Source organism: Mesorhizobium sp. M1342 (assembly GCF_040317955.1).
In the GTDB taxonomy this organism is placed as follows: Bacteria; Pseudomonadota; Alphaproteobacteria; order Rhizobiales; family Rhizobiaceae; genus Mesorhizobium.
On sequence record NZ_JAMYLI010000002.1, the window covers coordinates 57647 to 77314 of the forward strand.

The 19668-nt window shown below is 59.4% G+C and carries 16 protein-coding genes and 1 pseudogene; 12 read left to right on the forward strand and 5 right to left on the reverse strand.

All coding sequences use genetic code 11. From position 1 onward, the window contains the following. Nucleotide 1: 1 nt before the first annotated feature. From NKH06_RS01950 to NKH06_RS01985, 8 genes are read left to right on the forward strand one after another with little or no spacing between them, the layout of a single operon-like run. Nucleotides 2-991: a branched-chain amino acid ABC transporter permease gene (locus NKH06_RS01950; protein ID WP_352892043.1), complete on the forward strand. Its 990-nt coding sequence runs from the start codon at nt 2-4 to the stop codon at nt 989-991. Beyond that, nucleotides 991-1797, forward strand: a complete 807-nt coding sequence (locus tag NKH06_RS01955; protein WP_352752171.1) for an ABC transporter ATP-binding protein — start codon at nt 991-993, stop codon at nt 1795-1797. Before NKH06_RS01950 ends, NKH06_RS01955 begins: the two co-directional genes overlap by 1 nt. Continuing rightward, nucleotides 1787-2542, forward strand: coding sequence for an ABC transporter ATP-binding protein (locus tag NKH06_RS01960; RefSeq protein ID WP_352752173.1), 756 nt, complete (start codon nt 1787-1789; stop codon nt 2540-2542). Before NKH06_RS01955 ends, NKH06_RS01960 begins: the two co-directional genes overlap by 11 nt. After that, complete coding sequence (locus NKH06_RS01965) at nt 2539-3144, forward strand: DUF1989 domain-containing protein (RefSeq protein ID WP_352752175.1); 606 nt, start codon at nt 2539-2541, stop codon at nt 3142-3144. Before NKH06_RS01960 ends, NKH06_RS01965 begins: the two co-directional genes overlap by 4 nt. A 39-nt stretch (nt 3145-3183) precedes the next feature. Further along, a complete protein-coding gene (locus NKH06_RS01970; protein ID WP_352892044.1) occupies nt 3184-3996 on the forward strand; it encodes an IclR family transcriptional regulator in 813 nt (270 codons plus the stop codon). A gap of 26 nt (nt 3997-4022) precedes the next feature. Beyond that, the gene (locus NKH06_RS01975) at nt 4023-5042 is read left to right on the forward strand and encodes a M14 family metallopeptidase (protein ID WP_352752179.1); all 1020 of its coding nucleotides are present in this window, start codon (nt 4023-4025) and stop codon (nt 5040-5042) included. Further along, the gene (locus NKH06_RS01980) at nt 5029-5907 is read left to right on the forward strand and encodes a nitrilase-related carbon-nitrogen hydrolase (RefSeq protein WP_352892046.1); all 879 of its coding nucleotides are present in this window, start codon (nt 5029-5031) and stop codon (nt 5905-5907) included. Before NKH06_RS01975 ends, NKH06_RS01980 begins: the two co-directional genes overlap by 14 nt. Then, on the forward strand, nt 5904-8201 hold the full coding sequence (locus NKH06_RS01985; RefSeq protein WP_352892048.1) for a molybdopterin-dependent oxidoreductase: 2298 nt from the start codon (nt 5904-5906) through the stop codon (nt 8199-8201). Before NKH06_RS01980 ends, NKH06_RS01985 begins: the two co-directional genes overlap by 4 nt. Nucleotides 8202-8602: 401 nt before the next feature. Here the strand turns inward: NKH06_RS01985 and NKH06_RS01990 are convergent, their stop codons facing one another. The 3 genes from NKH06_RS01990 to NKH06_RS02000 all read right to left on the reverse strand — a co-directional run bounded on the left by NKH06_RS01990 (nt 8603) and on the right by NKH06_RS02000 (nt 10193). Then, complete coding sequence (locus NKH06_RS01990; RefSeq protein ID WP_245273105.1) at nt 8603-8926, reverse strand: tyrosine-type recombinase/integrase; 324 nt, start codon at nt 8924-8926, stop codon at nt 8603-8605. A 102-nt stretch (nt 8927-9028) separates the two neighbouring features. Then, nucleotides 9029-9673 (reverse strand): hypothetical protein, encoded by a 645-nt coding sequence (locus NKH06_RS01995; protein WP_245273103.1) that lies wholly within the window; start codon nt 9671-9673, stop codon nt 9029-9031. 43 nt (nt 9674-9716) lie between these two features. Continuing rightward, nucleotides 9717-10193 carry a UvrD-helicase domain-containing protein gene (locus NKH06_RS02000; protein WP_348629834.1) on the reverse strand — a complete coding sequence of 159 codons (477 nt, stop codon included), beginning with the start codon at nt 10191-10193 and terminating at the stop codon, nt 9717-9719. A gap of 11 nt (nt 10194-10204) precedes the next feature. Here NKH06_RS02000 and NKH06_RS02005 point away from each other — a divergent pair, with 11 nt between their 5' ends. Further along, nucleotides 10205-10585: a type 2 periplasmic-binding domain-containing protein gene (locus tag NKH06_RS02005; RefSeq protein WP_206638033.1), complete on the forward strand. Its 381-nt coding sequence runs from the start codon at nt 10205-10207 to the stop codon at nt 10583-10585. Between the two features lie 336 nt (nt 10586-10921). Continuing rightward, nucleotides 10922-12076 (forward strand): RelA/SpoT domain-containing protein, encoded by a 1155-nt coding sequence (locus NKH06_RS02010; protein WP_245273101.1) that lies wholly within the window; start codon nt 10922-10924, stop codon nt 12074-12076. A 93-nt stretch (nt 12077-12169) separates the two neighbouring features. Here NKH06_RS02010 and NKH06_RS02015 read toward each other — a convergent pair. Together NKH06_RS02015 and NKH06_RS02020 are read right to left on the reverse strand one after the other, a co-directional pair. Then, nucleotides 12170-12337 (reverse strand): annotated as a pseudogene (locus NKH06_RS02015) (IS1595 family transposase); the annotation flags it as partial. 158 nt (nt 12338-12495) lie between these two features. Next, entirely contained in the window at nt 12496-15402 is a 2907-nt protein-coding gene (locus NKH06_RS02020; protein WP_352442499.1) for a trifunctional glycosyltransferase/class I SAM-dependent methyltransferase/polysaccharide deacetylase, read from the reverse strand. A gap of 904 nt (nt 15403-16306) precedes the next feature. Between NKH06_RS02020 and NKH06_RS02025 the strand changes: the two genes are divergently transcribed. Further along, a complete protein-coding gene (locus tag NKH06_RS02025) occupies nt 16307-16981 on the forward strand; it encodes a coiled-coil domain-containing protein (RefSeq protein ID WP_031212622.1) in 675 nt (224 codons plus the stop codon). A gap of 7 nt (nt 16982-16988) precedes the next feature. After that, nucleotides 16989-19667, forward strand: a complete 2679-nt coding sequence (locus NKH06_RS02030) for an OmpA family protein (protein WP_352442500.1) — start codon at nt 16989-16991, stop codon at nt 19665-19667. The last annotated feature ends 1 nt before the right edge of the window (nt 19668 follow it).

Sequence of the window (19668 nt, forward strand, 5' to 3'; positions counted from 1 at the left end):
CATGGCCGCCGCCAGCATGAATTCGCCCTGGCCTCCCTTGCGGCGGCTTGGATTGTCGGCAGGTGCCGTCATCCTGCTTACGCTCCCACTCTGGTCGCCATCGGACTACATCACCGGCATCGGGACGCTTGCCATCTTCTTCGCCGTCGCCAGCACCGGCCTCAATGTGGTCTATGGCTATGCCGGCCTGCTGTCGTTCGCGCAGGTCGGGTTCTGGGGCCTTGGGGCCTATGTATCGGCTCTGCTGGTCACCGATCACGGCTTTTCGACGTGGACGGCGATTGGCTGCGCGGGTGCCGTCTGCGTCGTCACCTCGCTTGTCGGCGGGCTTGCCGCGCTGCGCGTTTCGCGCGATGCGTTCGTCGTCATCACGCTCAGCTTCAGCCTGCTTTTGCAACTGCTCGCGCGCAGTTGGACATCTCTGACCCGGGGCGCCATGGGCATTCCCGGTTTGCCGTCTCCGCAGGTTCGCCTGGGTGATGCGATCCTGCTGGATGGCAACACGGCGTCTGGGTTCTACTGGATCGCGCTGGGCTGCGGTGCCCTGGTCGTCGCGGCGACCTGGTGGCTTCTTCGATCGCGCGTCGGCAGGGCGTTCGTCGCGGTCAACCTCGATGAGAATCTGGCGCGATCGCAAGGGATTTCCGTCTTCCTTCACCAGCTGTCGGCCTTCGCTCTTTCGGCTCTCATCGGCGGCCTCGCCGGCGCGCTCTACGTGTTCAAGCTCGGCATCGTCGATCCCGGCATCTTCGACATCTACTATGCGCAGATGATGTTGATCATCGTCATTGTCGGTGGCGCCGGTCACTTCTGGTTCGTGCTGTTGATGAGCTTTGTCTTCACCGCCCTGCCCGAACTGCTGCGCCTGGCACCGGAACTGCGCATGATCCTGTTTGGACTTGTGCTGGTCATAACCATCCAGTTCATGCCCCAGGGGCTGGGCGGATATCTGGCCGATCGCCGAAACCGTATGCTGAGGAGGACCGAATAATGCCGTCACAGCAGCCACTTCTCTCGGTTGAGGGCCTGAGCAAATCATTTTCCGGCATCAGGGCGGTCGATGACCTGACATTCGTGGTCGAGCGGGGCGAGATCCTGGGCCTGATCGGACCAAACGGATCGGGCAAGAGCACCTCCATCGACTGTATCACCGGCTTCACGAGGGCGGACCAAGGCTCCGTGTTGCTTGACGGGAAGCGGCTGACTGGCGCGCGCGCCGAGCAGATCGCCCAGGCAGGCCTTTCCCGAACGTTCCAGAATGTGCGCGTCTATGACCGGCTGACACTCATGGAAAATGTGCTGATCGCGCGCCAGGCCTATGACGGCGTCGCTTGGTGGCAGGCGCTGGCCGGCACGCAGGCCTGCCGCGGTGCCGAGCGTCGGGCCAGCGAGCGCGGCCGCGAGCTGATCCATCTGGTGGGGCTGGCGACGATGTCGGCCTTCCCGGCCGCGTTCCTGTCCTACGGGCAAAAGAAGCTGCTCGCGCTGGCGATGGCCCTGATGTCCAATCCGAAGATCGTCATTCTCGACGAGCCGCTGGCTGGCGTTAACCCGACGGTCATCAGGAGGATCGCCGGCCTCATCCAGTCACTCAACGGCGACGGTCAGACATTCATCATAGTAGAGCACAACGTTCAGTTCATCATGGAACACTGTTCCCGGGTGGTGGTGATGGAGCAGGGTCGAAAGCTCGCCGAGGGGCCGCCGTCCCTCATCAAGGAGGACGAGCGTGTGCTGCACGCCTATCTTGGCAAGGCCGACGCCGTAGCGATGGAGCTAGCATTCCATGGCCAGTGACATCGCACTCGAAATCAGAGACTGGTCGGTCGGCTATCTCGATCATCCGATCGTGCGCGACTTCTCCGCGGTCTTTCCCACCGGTTCGGTGACCAGCCTGATCGGCGGCAATGGCGCCGGGAAATCGACGCTGCTCAAATCCATTTTCGGCCTCAACAAACACTTCTCCGGAAAGCTGACCTTCGAGGGCAAGTCCGTTGAGGGACTGTCGCCCGCTGCAAGGCTCAAGACCGGTATCGGCATCGTGCCCCAGGGGCGGTGCAACTTTCCCCAGATGACCGTTCATGAAAACCTGGAGATGGGCGCATACCTTCTGCCGCGGACAAGGGCGTCGGCCGCGATCGAGAGCGTGATCGAACTCTTCCCGATGCTGCGCCGCAAATGGCGCCAGCTTGCCGGCAATCTGAGCGGCGGCGAACAGCAGATCCTTGAAACGGCGATGGTGCTTGAAAACAGCCCCAGGCTTCTTCTGCTCGATGAGCCGTCACTGGGCCTTTCACCGAGGATGCAGTCGGAGGTGTTCGAGACGGTGAATTCGATCCGGGGCAAAGGCGTGACTGTCATCATGGCGGAACAGAATGTGTTCGGATCGCTGATGATCTCGGACCGCGCGATCGTCCTGGAACTCGGCCGCAAATTCGCAGACGGCCCCGCCAGCGACGTCATGCATGATCCCCGTATCAAGGCTGCCTTCCTCGGCGGCGAGCCGGTGGTTGAGACGACAGACATATGGAGCGAGACATGAGCCATGCCGAAACAACTGTCATCCCGGCCCGCAAAGGCATTGCCTTCGAGGTGCGTCGCGGGAGCCGGCTGAAGATCATCAACACGCACGGGTCGCAGGTGCTTGACACCTGGGCCTTCGCTCTCAATGACATGAAGGAGTACATGTCGATGGAGCATACGCGATCATCGACCAGCCGCATCATACCGGCTACCGGCGACACCTATGTGAGCAACCTGTTCACCCCGATGCTCACGGTGATCGAGGACACGTCGCCTGGCATCCATGACACGTTGATGTGCTGCTGCAGCCGGAAGACCTATGAGCGGCTGAAATACGAAGGCTACCACGACAATTGCAACGACAACTTCCACGCCGCGTTGGCAAGCGTTGGCAAGCAGTTGGCCTTCACACCCGGACCGCTCAACCTGTTCATGAACTTTCCGGTGTCAGGCGCAGGCGTCATCACCCGCGAGCCTCCGGTCTCACGGCCGGGCGACCATGTTCTCTTCGACGTGAAGGCGGATCTGCTGATGGTCATTTCGGCTTGTCCGCAGGACATCCAGACGGTCAATGGCGCGGGCAAGATGCCGACTGACGCCGCGTTCCAGATCCTGAACTGAAAGCGTCAGCATGTTCGAAACCGGAGGCAGCCATCAAAGATGAAAACGCTCGATACAGCGCTCAAACTGCTCAAGCTGTTCGAAACCGAGGAACAGACGCTTTCGGTCACGGAAATCGCCGAAGCGACGGCCCTGCCGAAAAGCAAGGTATCGCGGCTGCTCGCCGATTTTCGCGCCAACGGATTTCTGGAGCAGGACGAACAGACGCGCCGCTATCGCGTTGGCCTTGCCGCGTTTGAGCTCGGCTCCAACTACATCAAATCGCAGCCGCTGGCGCATGCCGCCTTGCCGGTGTTGCGACAGATCGTCGAGCGAACCGGCCATTCGACAACGCTCAGCGTGATGCGCGGCGATCTCATCTTGCACATCCTCGCTGTTGAAGGCCCGCACTATATCGACGGGCGCTGGCGCGTCGGCAACAGACTGCCATTCCATGCGACGTCGGCCGGCAAGGTCCTGCTGGCGGGTCTCACACCGGCTGGCTTCGAGGCGTTTGTCGCCAATCGTCGCCTTGATCCGATCACGCCTTCCACCGTGACGGATCCCGAGGTGTTTCGGCGCCAGGTCGAGGAGACAAGAGACAGCGGCGTGTCGCTGACCCGAGGGGAGAGCGCTCCTGGATTGTCTGCGATTGCCGTTCCGGTGCTGGGGCGCTCGAACGACACCGTCGCTGCCCTCGGCCTCATCATTCCCGACCGGTTCTTTGCTGAGGAGGAGACGGATTCACTGATCGCGTTGCTGCACGAAGAAGCGCGAACGCTGTCGATCAAATGCGGCGCCGCCGACTACCCGTTCGGCTCTGCCAGCGCTTCACCCAAGCCTGCTCTGGCAAGGTCGGCCGCGCCAGTCTGACAACCGCGAGATAGACGGATCAAAGCATGAACGAGCGTGTCCCTCAGTCGCAGCCATTTGTTGCGCCCATTACCGAACGCGGCACGATCAGTGCGGGCACCACCGCAAGCGGGCGCGAGATCTGCATTCCCTATCTGGTCAAGCGCGGCCAGGGTGACGGACCCTGTCTGTGGGTGAATGCCGCCGTACACGGTGACGAAATCAATGGTGTGTTTGCCGCACAGCGGTTTTTCGATCGGCTCGACCCGTTCGTGATGACCGGCAGCGTCGTGGTGACACCGGTTGCCAACGTGCTGGCCTTCGACGAGCGGCGCAAGACGGCCCTGATCGACAGCATCGACATGGATCAGAGTTTTCCCGGCCGGGCGAACGGTTTTGCGACCGAGCGCGCCGCGGCGGCCCTTTTCGATCGTTTCGGCAAGTCCGCCGATGTGGTGATCAACATCCACACGCTTGGCACGCCATTCGATGCCGCGCCCTACGCCGTCTACAAGGTCCATCCGGAAGCGCGGGTCTCAGAAGCCGAATTGCTGGCGCACATAGCGTGTTTTGAGCCCACGGTTGCCTGCCGCATGCCCGTCGCCAACGCGTCAGGCGAGTTGCCGGGAAACATCGGCGGCGCGTTGGATTACCAGTCGCTTTCGCTGGGAGCGATCGCTTTCATGGTCGAGCTTGGCGGCGGCGGCCGGCTGCAGGAGGATCACGTCGAACATGGCGTCGCCGGTCTCATGCGGCTGGCTGGCAAGATCGGCATCCTGGCCACATCGTCGGACCCGGTCGCCCGCCAGATAAGGCGGGTGACCAGGCGCGCCCACCGGCTGGCGAAGGCCGGCGGCCTGTTCGAACCGAAGGTACTGCCTGGAACAGCTGTCAAAGCTGGCGGCAGCATCGGTAGCATCCGCAACCTGTTTGGTGATGTCATCGAGGACATCGCGGTCGAGACAGACAGCTGGGTGATCGCGGTAAGGCGCGACCCCGTCGTGCATTCGGGCGATCGCGTCGCCTTCCTGGCTACTGAATGGAGCGATACAGATGTCGCAGCCTGAAGGAAGCGGCACGCGACCGATCGTTGCCGTGAGCCAATACGCGCCAGTGCATGGCACGGTCGCCGCAAATCTCGCTTTGTCCCTGGTAAAGATCGATGAAGCGGCGCGGCGCGGCGCCTCGATCGTGATCCTGCCGGAATGCTGCACGACGGGGCTGGTGTTTCCTGACCGGTCCCAGCTGCTCGCGATCGCCGAGACCATCGACGGCACGAGCGTAAAGGCGTGGTGCGAGATTGCCCTGCGCCTGAACATCTATCTGATCGCCGGGATGGCGGAGCGGGATGGAGAACAGCTTTACAACACCGCCGTCATCGCCACCCCTGACGGGGCTGTTTCGCGCTATCGCAAGGCGCATGTCTTTGGCCGCGAGAAGAGCCTTTTCGATCTCGGCGATCAACTCGCTTGCATCGACACGCCCTGGGGGAGAGTGGGACTGGCAGTCTGCTACGATCTCTGGTTTCCGGAGGTGACCCGCGCCTTGGCAGCAAGCGGTGCAACGCTTGTCGCCTCACCGAGCAACTGGTCCGTCCCGCCACGTCAGTCCCAGGATGCCCCAAACGTCGCTCCGATGGCGATGCACTTGGCGATGGCCGCCGCCTGCAGCAATGAAATCACCATCGCCTGCGCTGACCGCACCGGCGAAGAGGGCGGCGTACGTTTCCTAGGGCAAAGCTTCATCGTCGGGCCCAATGGCCGGCTTCTGGCAGGTCCGGCTGTGGCAAGCAGCGACGACTGTCTCCTTGCGGAATGGCCTGACTCGGCACTGACCCGCACCATGGTGCAGAGCCACATGGATACACGCCGTGACGAACTCTACCGAAGCGAGGTCGTAACGCTCGGCACCGGAGGCGATCGGGCGCAATGAGCCGTAGGCTGAGCCACGCGCATTGGGGAACATTCGAAGCGAACCTGAAGGACGGCCGGATCGATTCTGTCTCGCCCTTCGGCCACGACAGCCACCCATCGGCTCTGATCCAGTCCGTTCCGAGCGCCGTGCATGCCGCCTCGCGCGTAGCGCAGCCGATGGTGCGCGAGGGTTATCTGCTGAGAGGGCCAGGCGACCTGTCCCGGCGGCGCGGAGCCGAGCCGTTTGTTGCGGTGAGCTGGGAGGAGGCGCTTCAGCTGGTCTCGCGGCAACTGCGCGGCGTGAAGGAAAAGCACGGCAACAAAGCGATCTTCGGCGGCTCGTATGGGTGGTCGAGCGCAGGGCGGATCAATCACGCCCGCACGCTTGTCCATCGTTTCCTGTACGGGTTCGGCGGTTGCGTCGATCAGGTGACCAATTACAGCTGGGGTGCGGCGGCAGTGCTGCTGCCGCACATCGTGGGCGGCATCGAAGCCGTTGCAGGGCCTGTCACCGACTGGCCGAGCATCATCAAGAACACGAAGCTCATGGTTCTGTTCGGCGGCGCGGCCGAAAAGAACATGCTCATCACCACCGGAGGCGCCGGCAACCACGAAAGTCCGGGCTGGCTCAAACAGGCGCGGGAGGCAGGTGTCGAGTTCGTCTCGATCAGTCCTCTCAAACGCGATTTCAGTGATTGGCTCGGTGCCGAGTGGCTGCCGATCAGGCCGGGCGCCGATACCGCTCTCATGCTGGCGTTTGCGCACACCCTGATTGTCAACGAACGTGTCGACCTCGCCTTCCTGGACAGATACACGGTCGGTTACGGGCGGTTCCGCGACTATGTTCTCGGTCTCACGGATGGCACGCCGAAATCCGCGGCCTGGGCCTCCGGCCTCACCGGCATTGATGCGGACAGGATTTCTGGTCTAGCGCTGCGCATGGCCGACGCCCGCACGATGCTTTCAGCAACCTGGTCATTGCAGCGCGCCGACCATGGCGAACAACCTTACTGGGCACTCATCGCTTTGGCCGCGATGCTTGGCCAGGTCGGACTGCCGGGCGGCGGCTTCGGCTTCGGCTATGGGTCGATCAACGGGATGGGTACGCCGCGTCGGCCGACCAGCTCTCCGGCGATGGAGTCTGGCAAGAACCCGCTGGGTCTGGCAATTCCAGTGGCCCGAATGGCGGATCTTCTGCTTCAGCCGGGCAGGACAATCCCATTCAACGGCAAGAAGATAACCTTCCCTGATATCAAGCTCGTTTATTGGGCGGGCGGCAATCCGTTCCATCACCATCAGGACATTAACCGTCTGGTCGAAGCCTGGAACAGGCCAGAAACAATCATCGTGCATGAGGTCTGGTGGACGGCGACGGCGCGCCAAGCGGACATCGTATTGCCGGCGACGACCACCTTTGAACGGGATGATGTCGGAGCATCACCCCGCGATCGCTTCATCGTCGCGATGCCGCAACTGATTGAACCCGTTGGCCAAGCGCGCAACGACTACGACATCTTCAGTGACCTGGCCGGCCGGCTTGGCTTCCAGGAGCAGTTCACGGAGGGTCGCGATATTCGTGGGTGGATCGAGCATGCTTACGACGGATGTCGCTCGAAGGCTCGGGTGCACAATGTAGAGTTGCCTGAGTTTTCAAAATTCTGGAGGGAAGGCTTTGTCGAGGTGCCGTCGCCGGAGGACGACTTCATCCTGTTCGGCGATTTCCGTGCCGACCCCATGGCCAACCCGCTTCGAACGCCATCAGGACGCATAGAAATTTTCAGTGAGACGATTGCGGGCTACGGCTATGACAATTGCCCTGGCCATCCGGTCTGGTTGCCGCCGAAGGAATGGCACTCGGCAAAGGCCGCCGAGCGTTTCCCGCTTCATATGATTTCTAATCAGCCTTCGACTCGACTTCACAGCCAGCTCGACGACGCAAAGCTGAGCCGGGCTTCAAAAATAGCCGGGCGTGAGCCAATCCTTATCAACATCAGTGATGCCGCAGCACGTGGAATCCAGAACGGTGACACAGTGCGCGTGTTCAATGACCGGGGTGCTTGCCTCGCCGGCGCGGTGCTATCTCAAGACATCATGGCCGGGGTTGTGCAACTTGCCTCAGGCGCGTGGTATCATCCAGAGGCCTATGCAAGACCGGGCGCCCTTGATCTTCATGGCAATCCGAACATGCTGACACGGGATGAGGGGACATCATTCCTTGGTCAAGGCCCCTCAGCCCAGTCTGCTCTCGTCGAGATAGAAAAATTCGCGGGCGATCGGGAGCCAGGCCATTTCCAGATGCCCGAGCTTCACTAGAGTACGAGTTGCCGCTATCCATTGGCTGGCCCGCTGCGGGCTCTGTCACTTTACCTCGCAAAACCCATCTTCAGGTTGCACCTTCGCGCTCAAATTCCCTGCTTGCCGACAATGACTTCCCTGTTAATACGTGTAGGGAATTCTCCGATAAGCGATTGAATCTGCAGCGCGAGTTCCATACGGTTTCCCTCTCGCAGTCGAAAAACGCCCGAAAGTCGCTGTTTTTTGTCCCTTATCAGGGAAAATGGGAGAGACTGGTTCGCTCCTGACTGCCACCACCACCATAACCATTGATTTCATTGATAAAAATATGCCTCGGTCCAAAACGTTTTGGATCCATTGTGGGCCCCAAAAAAAGGGCCGCTGATATGGCCACGCTGCGCATGGTCGGTTGATTTCACTTACTTGACGACGCGCAGGGCCGCTCGCTGCTTCATCGCATCGCGTTTGGCCTCGCGCTCATTGATGGCGCGGGCTATGTCGACAGCCATTCGCTTCTTGTTGGCCTCTCGGACATATTCGTCCGTCACCGTCATGGAAGAATGCCCCATCGCCTCCATGATAGCGCGCGCTTGGATGTTGCATTCGGCGAGATACGTGCCGAAGGTACGGCGTAGCCCGTGCAGAGTGTAGCCCTCCGGAATGCCGGCCTGCTTGTGCCAATGTGCCATCATGCCGGTGAGACTCTTTTCCGCGAATGGGTGCCCATAGGCATTCTTCAGCACCGTGCCGCCTTTCGAACGATCAAGCGGCGCCAATAAACATCTCGCGCCCGCCGTGATGGTTGCGGTTTTTCTTCTGCCGGAAATCGAAGGCCTCGATCACCTCTAGAGACCCGTCGAACAGTTCGATCTCCTCGAAAACCAAATCGTCCCATTCCAACGAGGCGATATCGCCTCGACGGTTGCCGAGCCAGAACGCGAGCGCGTAGCAGGTGCGGGGCGGGGAGCCAATCGGATGGCGCGCCTCGAACTTTTCCCGAATGGGGACCCGCCACGCGGGATTGGCGGTCGATTAGGAATCCGGACGTGGATCGACAGTGAGGATTCGTTCTGCGGTTTGATCCATTTCTCAATTTCGATCCCCACCCACAAGAGCTTCTTGATTGCGACCAGCAGGTGCTTGGCAACCGTCCTGTTGGCGGCAAAGACGCTTTCTATAATCGAACGCAGATGGTCGGCGTCGAGATGTTCGACGGGCGTATCGCGCCAAGTTAGCGGACAGGCAGGATCGACCTGCATCCGAAGGAAGCGTTCAATAAGACGGGCATTCTTCCGCTGCGTCGCTTCGTCAAAGTCCAGCCATTCCATCGTCGCTTCAAGCCGCCGCGCAGCATGACCGAATGTCTTTGGCAACGCCCGACCGGGTAGGTCGATAATAGCTGCCTTGAGGCCCTGGCCTTGCGTCGCCTTTTCGTAGGCAGCCTCGAATTCCGGATCGCCGGGCTGACCTGGGAGGCGGATTTCAGGCATTCCCTTTGCACGATAGCGATAGACTGTCTTTCCATGACATCCCCTACGAGTTGCGCGCCGGTTCCAAGGAAACAGGCCTTAATGAGGCCGTACTGGAGATCGGTGCAGTCCTGGAACTCGTCCAAGAATACCTGGCTGTATGTTTCCTCAGCGCGTTCCGCGCGATCACGCTGCCCTCGACGATCGTCTTCGCAAGAGGGATCATGTCCCTGAATGTAATCGACTGGCCCTGGATGCGAGCCGGCCCGACGGAGAAGTCCGCAGCCAGTACGTCCTGCCCGGTGAGCGCGAGGCGGAACTGCTGGATTATGCGGAGCACGAAGCGATGGAATGTGAAGCTGTCGAAGCGTTCCCCAAGCTGGTGGCCGCACCGGCGCCTTACGCGCGCCTTGAGGTTCGTGCTGGCATCGACCTTGAAGGAGATCGCAAGGATACGCTTTGGGTATCTGCAGCTTCGCGTCCGCAGGAGAAAGTCGGCGCGTTGCGAGCATCTCCGTCTTGCCGGCTCCCGGTCCGGCAGTGAGCGCTAGGTTGGCTTCGGTCTCTGTTGCTGCCTCTAGGGCATTGGGCTCCAGAACGAACCCGTCCGAAGGTTTCCAATGTTCCGCACGGATCATTCAGGAAGATTTCCCAGCATCGTCCTCACGCGTTCGAGAGCCGATCGAGGAGCTGGCGAAACGGCCGGAGGTGCGCTTTCGCACGCGCTCTTACGAAACGGTGCGCTCGGCCGTCGCATCCGGCTTCGGCATGGCCGTCCTCAACATGCGGCCTATCGGTCGCGCCACCGCCGATGGGGAGGAGATCGTTCGAAGACCAATCCTCGATGAACTGCCGCCACCGACGCTGATCGTCGCCGACATGAACAATCGAGTGGGAATGATTCAGGCCCACTCAAACGTCGATTGGCTTTGATGAACCTTCGCATATCGCCCACCCGGATTTCTAGGTACCACCATCAGAGCAATAAGGCTCACGGTGGTGCTTTTTAATGCCCAATGCGATGGAGAAAAGGCAATTTCCTGCCATGAAGCCTTCAATTGTCCTGAGGTATCTTTCAGGAGGCAATTGCTATGTTGTCGGCGTCGCCCTTAAAGCACTGAAAAGAACTATAAGCTGGCTGACCGTGACGGCATCTACGTCCGCGTCATGTCCAGGGGCGCGATCTAGGCAGATACGGCCGAGACGATCGCTCGCGGAGATCCGATGTCGCGCGCTATGGTACTTCGCTTACCCAAACGGATATGACTCTTGGGATCTGATTCCCCTGCGATAGTCCGGCCAGTCCAGAATGAGGCGGGCTATCTTGATTTCTTGGCTCCAATGACTGAGTACCCGCGCCTTGCCTACAGCATGAAAGCCGTTCGCAAGGCAGGCGACCGGCTGGCAAAACCTATTCAGTTCGGACGAGACATCACTGTCGGCCAGTATGTGGACGCACTCGAAATCTTCTCAATCGCCAATAGCTGGCGCGACTCGCACTTTCTGCCGATGCGCAGCGTTCGGTTCTCTGTCGGTCATCACATAAGAGCCCTGCGACTGGAGGGCGACATGGCATCCCGGCCGAAGCGCATGGCATCCATTCGTCGGAAGCTTCGAGAGTCCACCACCAATTTGGACACCATGAACGACATCGGCGGTTGCCGAGCGATCATGGCCGATATCAAAGGTGTTCGCTCGCTTCTCGCATCGATGCGAGACAAGTTCCCCCATGAGATCCACTCTAGGGAGTTTAACTATATCGATGAGCCGAAGCCGGACGGGTATCGAAGTCACCATATTGTTTTCAAATACCGACCCAGAGATGCCGACACCGAGGCTTTCGACGGACGACGCATCGAGTTGCAAGTTCGTACCAAGCTTCAGCACTCATGGGCAACTGCGGTTGAGGCTGTCGGGCTATTCCGGGGCCAGGATTTGAAGCACGGAGAGGGCGACCAGGATTGGCTTCGCCTTTTCCAGCTTATGTCGGCGGAATTCGCGCACGTTGAGCAGTGCCCCGTTCATGTAAGTGTTCCGGATCACAATGACCGGGTTCGAGAATTGCAGGATCTCAACAAGCGTATAGATGCGATCGGCATACTAGAAAAAATCAATAATACTACTCACTGCCCAGAAAACTTCGTACATAAAGCAGCCAAAACTCGATACTATTTGCTTCAATATGGAAAAGATCATAAATTGTCCATCGAGCCGTTCTGGGCGCTTATATTAGGTGCGCGAAAACTGAAAGAGATCGAGCAAAAAATCGAGCTAAGGGGCAGTGAGGTGAAGGCTGTCTTGGTCGAGGTAGATAAGAAAGAAAAGCTTGTGGAAATGTATCCGAATTACTTCGGAGACGTTTACTTATTTGCTCGTAATCTGAAATCCATCTGCACGGGAAAAGCGGCTATCGAATACAGTTAGCCTGCACAGGTGGTAGCTCCGAACCCTACGAAAGGCCCTATTATGGTTCGGCTTAAGCGCCGTCGCTCGCTTCCGTGTGAAGTAACCCGAGGCGAGGCGCTTGCCGACGATACCATCGAGGCTGCGACCGGCCCGTGCATCGTCGTTCATGCCAGGGGCTACGCGTGAATTATGGCGGAAGTCATATTCGGAGAGGTCGCGGTGCAGATGCTTTTTTGCGCAAGGCTGATAGGTGCCACGCATGCCGCGCTTGAAGATGCTGATGCGCCGGGTATTTTGGCAGTGTTTACTCAGCCGCCGGGGCAGGTCATTCCGATCTCGGGGTGACATCGGGCGATCGCAGCAGTCTGGCGAGTGCGGAGCGTTTCGTCGATCTTGCGCACGTGAGCGGGACCGATGACCGTGACAAAGTTCACCGTTTAATCGAGCATGGCCTCGACGGTGGCGACAAAGTCGTCGAGCGAGCGATCCCCGCGAATCTCGATGCGTGGAAGATCGATGGGATCGCAATTAAGGTCCGCCGGCCCGTGTCTGCTGCCGAAGCCGATCCGATAGCCGGACTCCTTGGCCAGTCTGCCGAGCCGTCGGTCGGTGACAGAGAAGGGTGCCGCGAACGCCGAGGTTGGCCGACCGGTCCAACGTTCGATGAACATACGAGAGCGCAGCAGTTCGGCGGCCAAGTCAGAGCTCGACAGACCATCGATCGCGCGATGCGTCGCGAGATGGCTTCCGAAGAACGCACCTTCGGCGGCGAGCCGCCGCACCGTCCCGGCATCCATAAGCTGCGTCGGCGGACCGTTTTCGGCATCCCACTGCGCGCTTTCACCCACCAGGTCAGTCACCAGGAACACTTCCGCGGTCAGGTCGTTCGCGCGCAAGGTTGGCCAGGCTTGGTCGGCAAAATTCTGGAAACCGTCATCGAAGGTGATGAGCACTGGGCGGCCAGCGAAAGGCTGACGGTTGGCGATGGACCGTTCCAGTTGCTCGGACGTGGTCGCGTGAAAGCCATTGGCGCGCAGCCATGCCATCTGGCTGGCGAATGCGGCGGGCGTTAGCCGAAAACGGGCGAGGGCAGCCGGACCTTCTTCGGCGACGCTGTGGTACATGAGGACAGGGATACGTGGCCGCCGCTCGCTGCGCGCGACGTCGCGGCGCAAGGCCCGCGCCCCGCCCCAGACGATATTTCGGGCGACCCCGAGTCCGATGGGCGCGCGGATCGGCGCATGATCAATCCTCGGTTCCGTCACTACATCGTGCGGTGACAGGCGGCGGAAGCGGTCTATGCGATAGAGCTTGGTCTGGATCGACTGCTCGAGGACGAGACCTTCGGTCGCTGCGAGCGCCTCTGAGATCGCTTGTGCCCCGAATGTGTTCCAGTCGAACCCCGTCCTTTCAACATTGTCACGCAGCACGAATGCGTGGGCGCTGATGAAACTGCCGCCAGGCGCCAACGCCTCTGCGAATTTTTTGGCAATGCGCCGCAACTCGGCGAGATCATCCAGATAGTAGAGCACTTCCGAACAGAAGATCAGATCCATTTCACCCGGCAGCGTGTCTGCGGAGAAATCCAGTACGCCGAATTCGACGTTCGGCTGATCGCTGCATCGCGCGCGGGCCCGTCCCACGGCTATGGCGGAGATGTCGGTTGCGGTCAGATGGCCCACTCGCGGCGCCAGCTGCCGCGTGAAGTGGCCCTCCGCGCAGGCGAGCTCAAGTGCCCGTCCGATGGGACCCGCAGGCAGAATCTCGAGTTGCCGCTCATATTTTTCCTGCTCATAGGACGAACTGTAGTTCCAGGGATCCTCGGTCGTGAAATAGCCATTCCAGAACAACGTGCGATTCTCGTCGTGCCTGGGCCGTGCACGGCGCGGCGCGGCAGAAGGCTCCGCAGGTTCGGCGCTCGACCGGACCAACTCCCGCGCTTGCGCAGCCAATCTCGCGAGTTTGCCGAAATGGCTGTCCGGATCAGGCTCGCGTTCGGCTGTGCCTGACAATGCCCGGGCTGGAAGCGTGTTCGGAGTGTTGGCGCCAGCCTCCTTTTGCGGTGCGAAATTCCGGATCAGTTCAATCCAATGATCCCTTGTCACTGTCCCGAGCACGCCGAATTGTACGACGGCCTCGATGTGGCCATCCATCATCAGGTAGGCATAGATTTGGTCGATTCCTTCCGGCAGTTCGGTCGAGGTCGGATTTCGAGCGTCGACGCGGATTCCAAGTGTTCGCGCCAGCCTGCGCGGCGCGCCAAGATCGTCGGCGTCGAGAAGCATTTGCTCAAGCTGATACTGGATGCGGCGAGCCGCTGCGGGATTGTCCCAGACCTTGCCGAGTTCGGTAATCAACTCGGTGATGGCGCGGCCGAACCTTCCCCACCTGGCAGCCAGTTGCGCCGGCACAGACAGGCTTCCCACCGCAAGGCCGTTGATGGCTACCTTGGCGATCTCACTCGCCCACTTGCGTCCGGCCGGAAGCGCGCGCAGGGACTGCGGGTTGATCGAGCCCGAGCCGCCGCCGCAATCCGACGCGGCGTTCCAAAATGCGAACCACGCGAGTGCTTCGGAAGCGGTGCGGCCATCCGCCGAGTTCGCTCCGTTGGCGTGGATAGTCACCGGGTGTTTGACTCTGGAGTCGGCAGAGAAGCCACGGGCGATGACGATTTCCGCGTCGGCCAGCATCTGAGATGAATTGCGGGTGAGCGAGTTGGGGCTAGCCCGGTAGAAGGCGAGCGGCTCGTCGACCATTACCCAATTTCTGCCGAGACGGGCGAGGCGCTGCCACAGATCCCAGTCCTCGCATGTGCGCAGCGACACATCGAAACCGCCCAACTCGACGATTGTCTCCCGGTCGAGCAGCAGCGCGTGGGTGGCGATGGCACACCGGCGGGCAAATGTTTCAAAGGGCTGGATCGCAACCTCTGACGAGATGCTCAACCAGATAAGTTCGCCATCGGGCATCACGCATTGGGAGCCGCAATAGGCGGCCACTGAATCGGGCGCAGCCTCCAGTGCGGCTAGCATTTTCGCGAGGAAGCTGGCGTCTACCCAATCGTGCGCATCCAGAAACATGAGCCAGTGGCCGCGCGCCGTCGAAATCCCGCTATTGCGCGCGCCGGCGGGGCCACGGGCGCAAGAATTCAACGTCCGAAATCGGGAATCTTGTTCCACATAACTGGCAATGATCGCGGGGGTGCGGTCCGTGGAGGCGTCGTCGACGATGATCGCCTCCCAATCCACGATTTCCTGATCGAGAAGGCAATCGAGTGCGCGCGCCAGCGTCACCTCTGCGTTGTGCGCAGGAACCACGATTGAAACCAATGGATTATGCGCCATGCCGTCTTACCCAAGCCTGGTTCGAAGGTACAAGAGCCCCGAGACATAGCCGGCGGTTTCCCGCCAAAGGAAACGGTCACCGAGGATGCTGCGTCCAAACAGTCTCCCGTAAACTCTTCCGAGCCGTCGCGCCGCCATTTGGCTGCAGTGCGAGCTTGCTCCTGTCGTGCTAGCGACATTAGAAGCCTGGCGCAGCATTTCATCCGTGCCGCCGAGATCGGACGCCGGCTGTCGCAGATGCACGTCAAAACCAAGCATGCCGCATACTCATGTCGATCCCTGAAATCGGCACCATGACCACAAGCTGCGGTCCCTGGCACCTGGCTATGGCAAACTGCCGTCCTTTGCAATCGACGACGCAGCAATGCAAGCCCACTGAAGCTTTGGTTGAATGACTGCCAGCTATTGGGACCTATTGCTCTCTCCTATCGACCGAAACACCTCGATTCCGGGCTGCATTCTTGATCGGCGATTCCTCGTGTAAGAAGAAGATTCTCCTTCTACTGTTGAGATCGCGCCGGAAGCTGATGGTGGCAGTATATAGCGGAGCGAGAGCCAATATGCTGCTCACTGGAACAGCTATTTTAGCAATTTCTAATTAAAACTCATTACTTACGTCTGTCTAAATAGATATACATAATGCCATTGTATCACTCGGCTTCATAGTAGATTTCGCTCGATAACCAATTAGATTAAACGGCTATGGTTGCTATCACAGAGAGGGGCGAGAGCAACACCTAGCGGTACTGGTGCTTTTTCGGCCGGTCCAAGACGTGTAAAAAGAGCACGCAAATTGGCTTTCGCCAAGAAGATTCCGGCTTGCAGGTCGCGGATTTTGCTGGCATCTTCACCTGTTTATGGGTCTCTGCACTGTGGCAGGTGGTTCAAATAGAGGGGTATAAGGATGGCCAAGGAATCTTCGAGTACTTCGAGTGCCGTTTCCTCCGCAAACAAGGCGGACGCAAATTTGATCGGTAATGCAGACGGAAGCGGGCTGAACTTCATGGCGGCCCAGGTTCGCGAAAACGGGGGCGCCGGCGACGCCGTAGGTGTCGACAAGATACGCGATCTGCTGTTCGGCAACCAGATGCAGGACTATGACCGCCGTTTTTCCAAGCTTGAAGAACGGGTGTTGCAGCGCTTCAAGGATGTCGAATCCGAAGCCAAGCGCAATCTTGAGATGTACGAGTCAAATGCAAAGAAGCAGATCGATTCGCTCGCGGCGCAATTGCGGAACGAAAAAGACTCACGAGCCGATGCCGACAAGGAGATTGACCGGAATCTTCGCGAGCAAAACCAGGCACTTGAAAAGCAGGTGCGTGCGTTGTCGGATCAATTGAGCGCGCTTGAGCGGGACGTTTCGGACCGGATAAATCGAAACGATCATTTGTTGCGTGAGGAAATTAAGCAGAAGAATGAAGGCGTTCAGATGCTGATAGAGAAAATGTTTGCCGATCTCAGCAACGTTAAGACCGACCGAAATCTTTTGGCTGGCCTGTTTGTAGAGGTTGCGAAATGTCTGAATCAGGATCCCGTCGGCAGCAAGGGCAACTCGGATCGTAGCTGGAAAGTGAGTTGATGGGACCTTGACGTCAACCGTCGACCCAATCAGTCTTCCACAAAGAACAGCCTCGAACGATACAGAAATTGATCGCGAGGCTCTGGCTCGTCTTTTGGTCGAAATTGCCCGGAACGTTGATCCGGACTATCGTGCGCGTTTCGACGGAGTTCCAACCGCCGATCCTCGCATGGAAACGCTGCGCCAGTTGCTGGTCAGCCGCGAAATTTCGGAGCTTTCACGAGTTACGCATCTGCTGGACGAACCCGAGCAGCTTGCGGCAGCGGTGGGCGATGTTCTTCCCATTGCGGTCGCGCGAGCGACTCATGCGCAGCTCGGCGAGGCGCTTGCGCCAGCTGTCGAACGGGCTGTGCAACGGTCAATCCAGAAGAGCCCGCGCACGCTGACGGATATATTATACCCGGTGTTTCTGCCGGCAATCCGCAAGTCGATCGGGGAAAAGATCGACCAGACATTTCAGTCACTGAATGAAACTTTAAGACATATATTTACCTGGCATGGGCTCAAGTGGAGATTTGAAGCTTGGAGGACAGGTGCGAGCTTCTCGGAAGTTGTCCTAAAGCATTCTCTTATCTATCGTGTAGAGCATGCCTTTCTCATTAATCGTAATTCCGGGCTTTTGATAGCGCATGTAGCTGCCGACAATGCGACGAGCGAAGATCCCCAGCTGATTTCGTCGATGCTTAGTGCAATTCAAGATTTTGTGAAAGATTCATTCAACGAGAGAGAGCAGAGCGGCCTGGACACTATCCGTTTTGGCGACCTTCGTCTCTGGTCGGAAGTTGGACCGTTTGCGACCCTGGTTTCGGTGATCCGGGGAAATCCGCCAGAGGAATTGCATGAAATAGTTCGCGATGTATTGCTTCGCATCCATGAGGAATGCTCACAGGCTTTAGTAGAGTTTGACGGCGACAGTTCGCAGTTGGCCGGGGTAGAGGCGCAATTGCGGACCTGCGTGGAGCAGAAGCAGGAGGAATCAAACGAGGGATTTCCGTGGCTGGTGGCCGCCGTGGCCCTGCTGTTTTTGATTCTGGCAGGCGGTTGGTTCTTTCTTTCCTGGCAATCCGGGCAGCGCTGGCAGGCTTATGTGTCGCGCTGGCAGGCCTACGTGTCGCGACTGGAGGCCCAGCCGGGCATCATCGTTGCCGAACAACAGGCGCGCGACGGCCAATTCTATATTGCCGGCCTAAGAGACCCGCTTGCCGCCGACCCACAGTCGCTGTTGTCTGGAACGCAGGTCGATCCCGCCCGGGTTCATTCGCAGTGGCAATTCTATCAGAGCCTTCAACCGGAGTTCGTGCTGAAGCGGCTGAAGGCGTCGCTGGCTCCGCCGGATTCAGTACGACTATCAATCGACAATGAGCGCATCGTTGCCGAGGGTGAGGCTCCCGACACCTGGATAGATCGGGCGCGTGCAGCGGCCCGACAGCTTTCGGCAGGCGGACCGGAATTCGACATCTCCAAGGTTCGTGACGTAAGCCCCGAAGTACTCGAGGCGAAGCGCTGGCAGGCCTACGTGTCGCGACTGGAGGCCCAGCCGGGCATCATCGTTGCACAACAAAAAATACGCGATGGCCGATTCTATATTGCCGGCCTGAGAGACCCGCTTGCCGACGACCCGCAGTCGCTGTTGTCTGGAACGCAGGTCGATCCCGCCCGGGTTCATTCACAATGGCAATTTTATCAGAGCCTTGAGCCGGAGTTCGTGTTGAAACGGCTGACGGCGTCGCTGTATCCACCGGATACAGTACGACTTTCGATCGTCAATAATCGCATCATTGCCGAGGGCGAGGCTCCCGACACCTGGATAGATCGGGCGCGCGCAGCGGCCCGACAGCTTTCGGCAGGTGGACCGGAATTCGACATTTCCAAGGTTCGTGATGTGAGCCCCGAAGCACGCGCGGCGGAGCACTGGCAGTATTATGTGTCGCGACTTGAGGCCCAACCGGGAATTGTCGTCGCCCAACAATCGACCAGGGGTGGACATTTCTATATTTCCGGCCTGCGAGACCCGCTTGCCGCCGACCCGCAAGCTCTGCTGTCCGGAACGGAGGTCGATCCTGCCCGCGTTCATTCACAGTGGCAATTCTACCAGAGCCTTGATCCGAAGTTTGTGGTGAAGCGGCTGACGGCGTCGCTGACGCCGCCGAAATCGGTCCGACTTTCGATCATCCAGGGTCGCATCGTTGTCGTGGGCGAGGCTCCTGCCGCCTGGATCGACCGGGCGCAGGCCGCCGCTGAACAACTTTCGGCGGACGGAGTGGTTCTGGATGTCTCGCAACTGCGTGAGCTGGACCTTGCAGAGCTCAATCATTTGAGAGAGTCTATCCAGACGACCGACATTTTCTTCTCTTCCGGCAAAGTTGTGCCGGGACCAGAGCAGACGCCGGTTCTCGACAGATTGGCGGATCAAATAAAGGAATTCGCCCAAAATGCCCGCAAGTCAGGCGTAACTGCGCGGTTCATGTTGACCGGCCATTCGGACACCACGGGCCGTGAGACGGCCAACGCGTCGATCAGCGCCGCCCGTGCCGAGACAGTTCGTGCGCTTCTCAACAAGCGCGGCGTCGCCCCGGAACTGCTGCTGGTTCGGGGCGCGGGCACCTTTGAACCGGCGGTGCCTGAAAATAGTCAGGCTGGTAGCTCCACCAATCGCCGGGTTTCCGTTACGGTAAACTTGGACTAGG

Coding starts and splice junctions, on each gene's coding strand:
- NKH06_RS01950 (WP_352892043.1), top strand. CDS start 2: ATGGCCGCCGCCAGCATGAATTCGCCCTGGCCTCCCTTGCGGCGGCTT.
- NKH06_RS01955 (WP_352752171.1), top strand. CDS start 991: ATGCCGTCACAGCAGCCACTTCTCTCGGTTGAGGGCCTGAGCAAATCA.
- NKH06_RS01960 (WP_352752173.1), top strand. CDS start 1,787: ATGGCCAGTGACATCGCACTCGAAATCAGAGACTGGTCGGTCGGCTAT.
- NKH06_RS01965 (WP_352752175.1), top strand. CDS start 2,539: ATGAGCCATGCCGAAACAACTGTCATCCCGGCCCGCAAAGGCATTGCC.
- NKH06_RS01970 (WP_352892044.1), top strand. CDS start 3,184: ATGAAAACGCTCGATACAGCGCTCAAACTGCTCAAGCTGTTCGAAACC.
- NKH06_RS01975 (WP_352752179.1), top strand. CDS start 4,023: ATGAACGAGCGTGTCCCTCAGTCGCAGCCATTTGTTGCGCCCATTACC.
- NKH06_RS01980 (WP_352892046.1), top strand. CDS start 5,029: ATGTCGCAGCCTGAAGGAAGCGGCACGCGACCGATCGTTGCCGTGAGC.
- NKH06_RS01985 (WP_352892048.1), top strand. CDS start 5,904: ATGAGCCGTAGGCTGAGCCACGCGCATTGGGGAACATTCGAAGCGAAC.
- NKH06_RS01995 (WP_245273103.1), bottom strand. CDS start 9,673: ATGCCTGAAATCCGCCTCCCAGGTCAGCCCGGCGATCCGGAATTCGAG.
- NKH06_RS02020 (WP_352442499.1), bottom strand. CDS start 15,402: ATGGCGCATAATCCATTGGTTTCAATCGTGGTTCCTGCGCACAACGCA.
- NKH06_RS02025 (WP_031212622.1), top strand. CDS start 16,307: ATGGCCAAGGAATCTTCGAGTACTTCGAGTGCCGTTTCCTCCGCAAAC.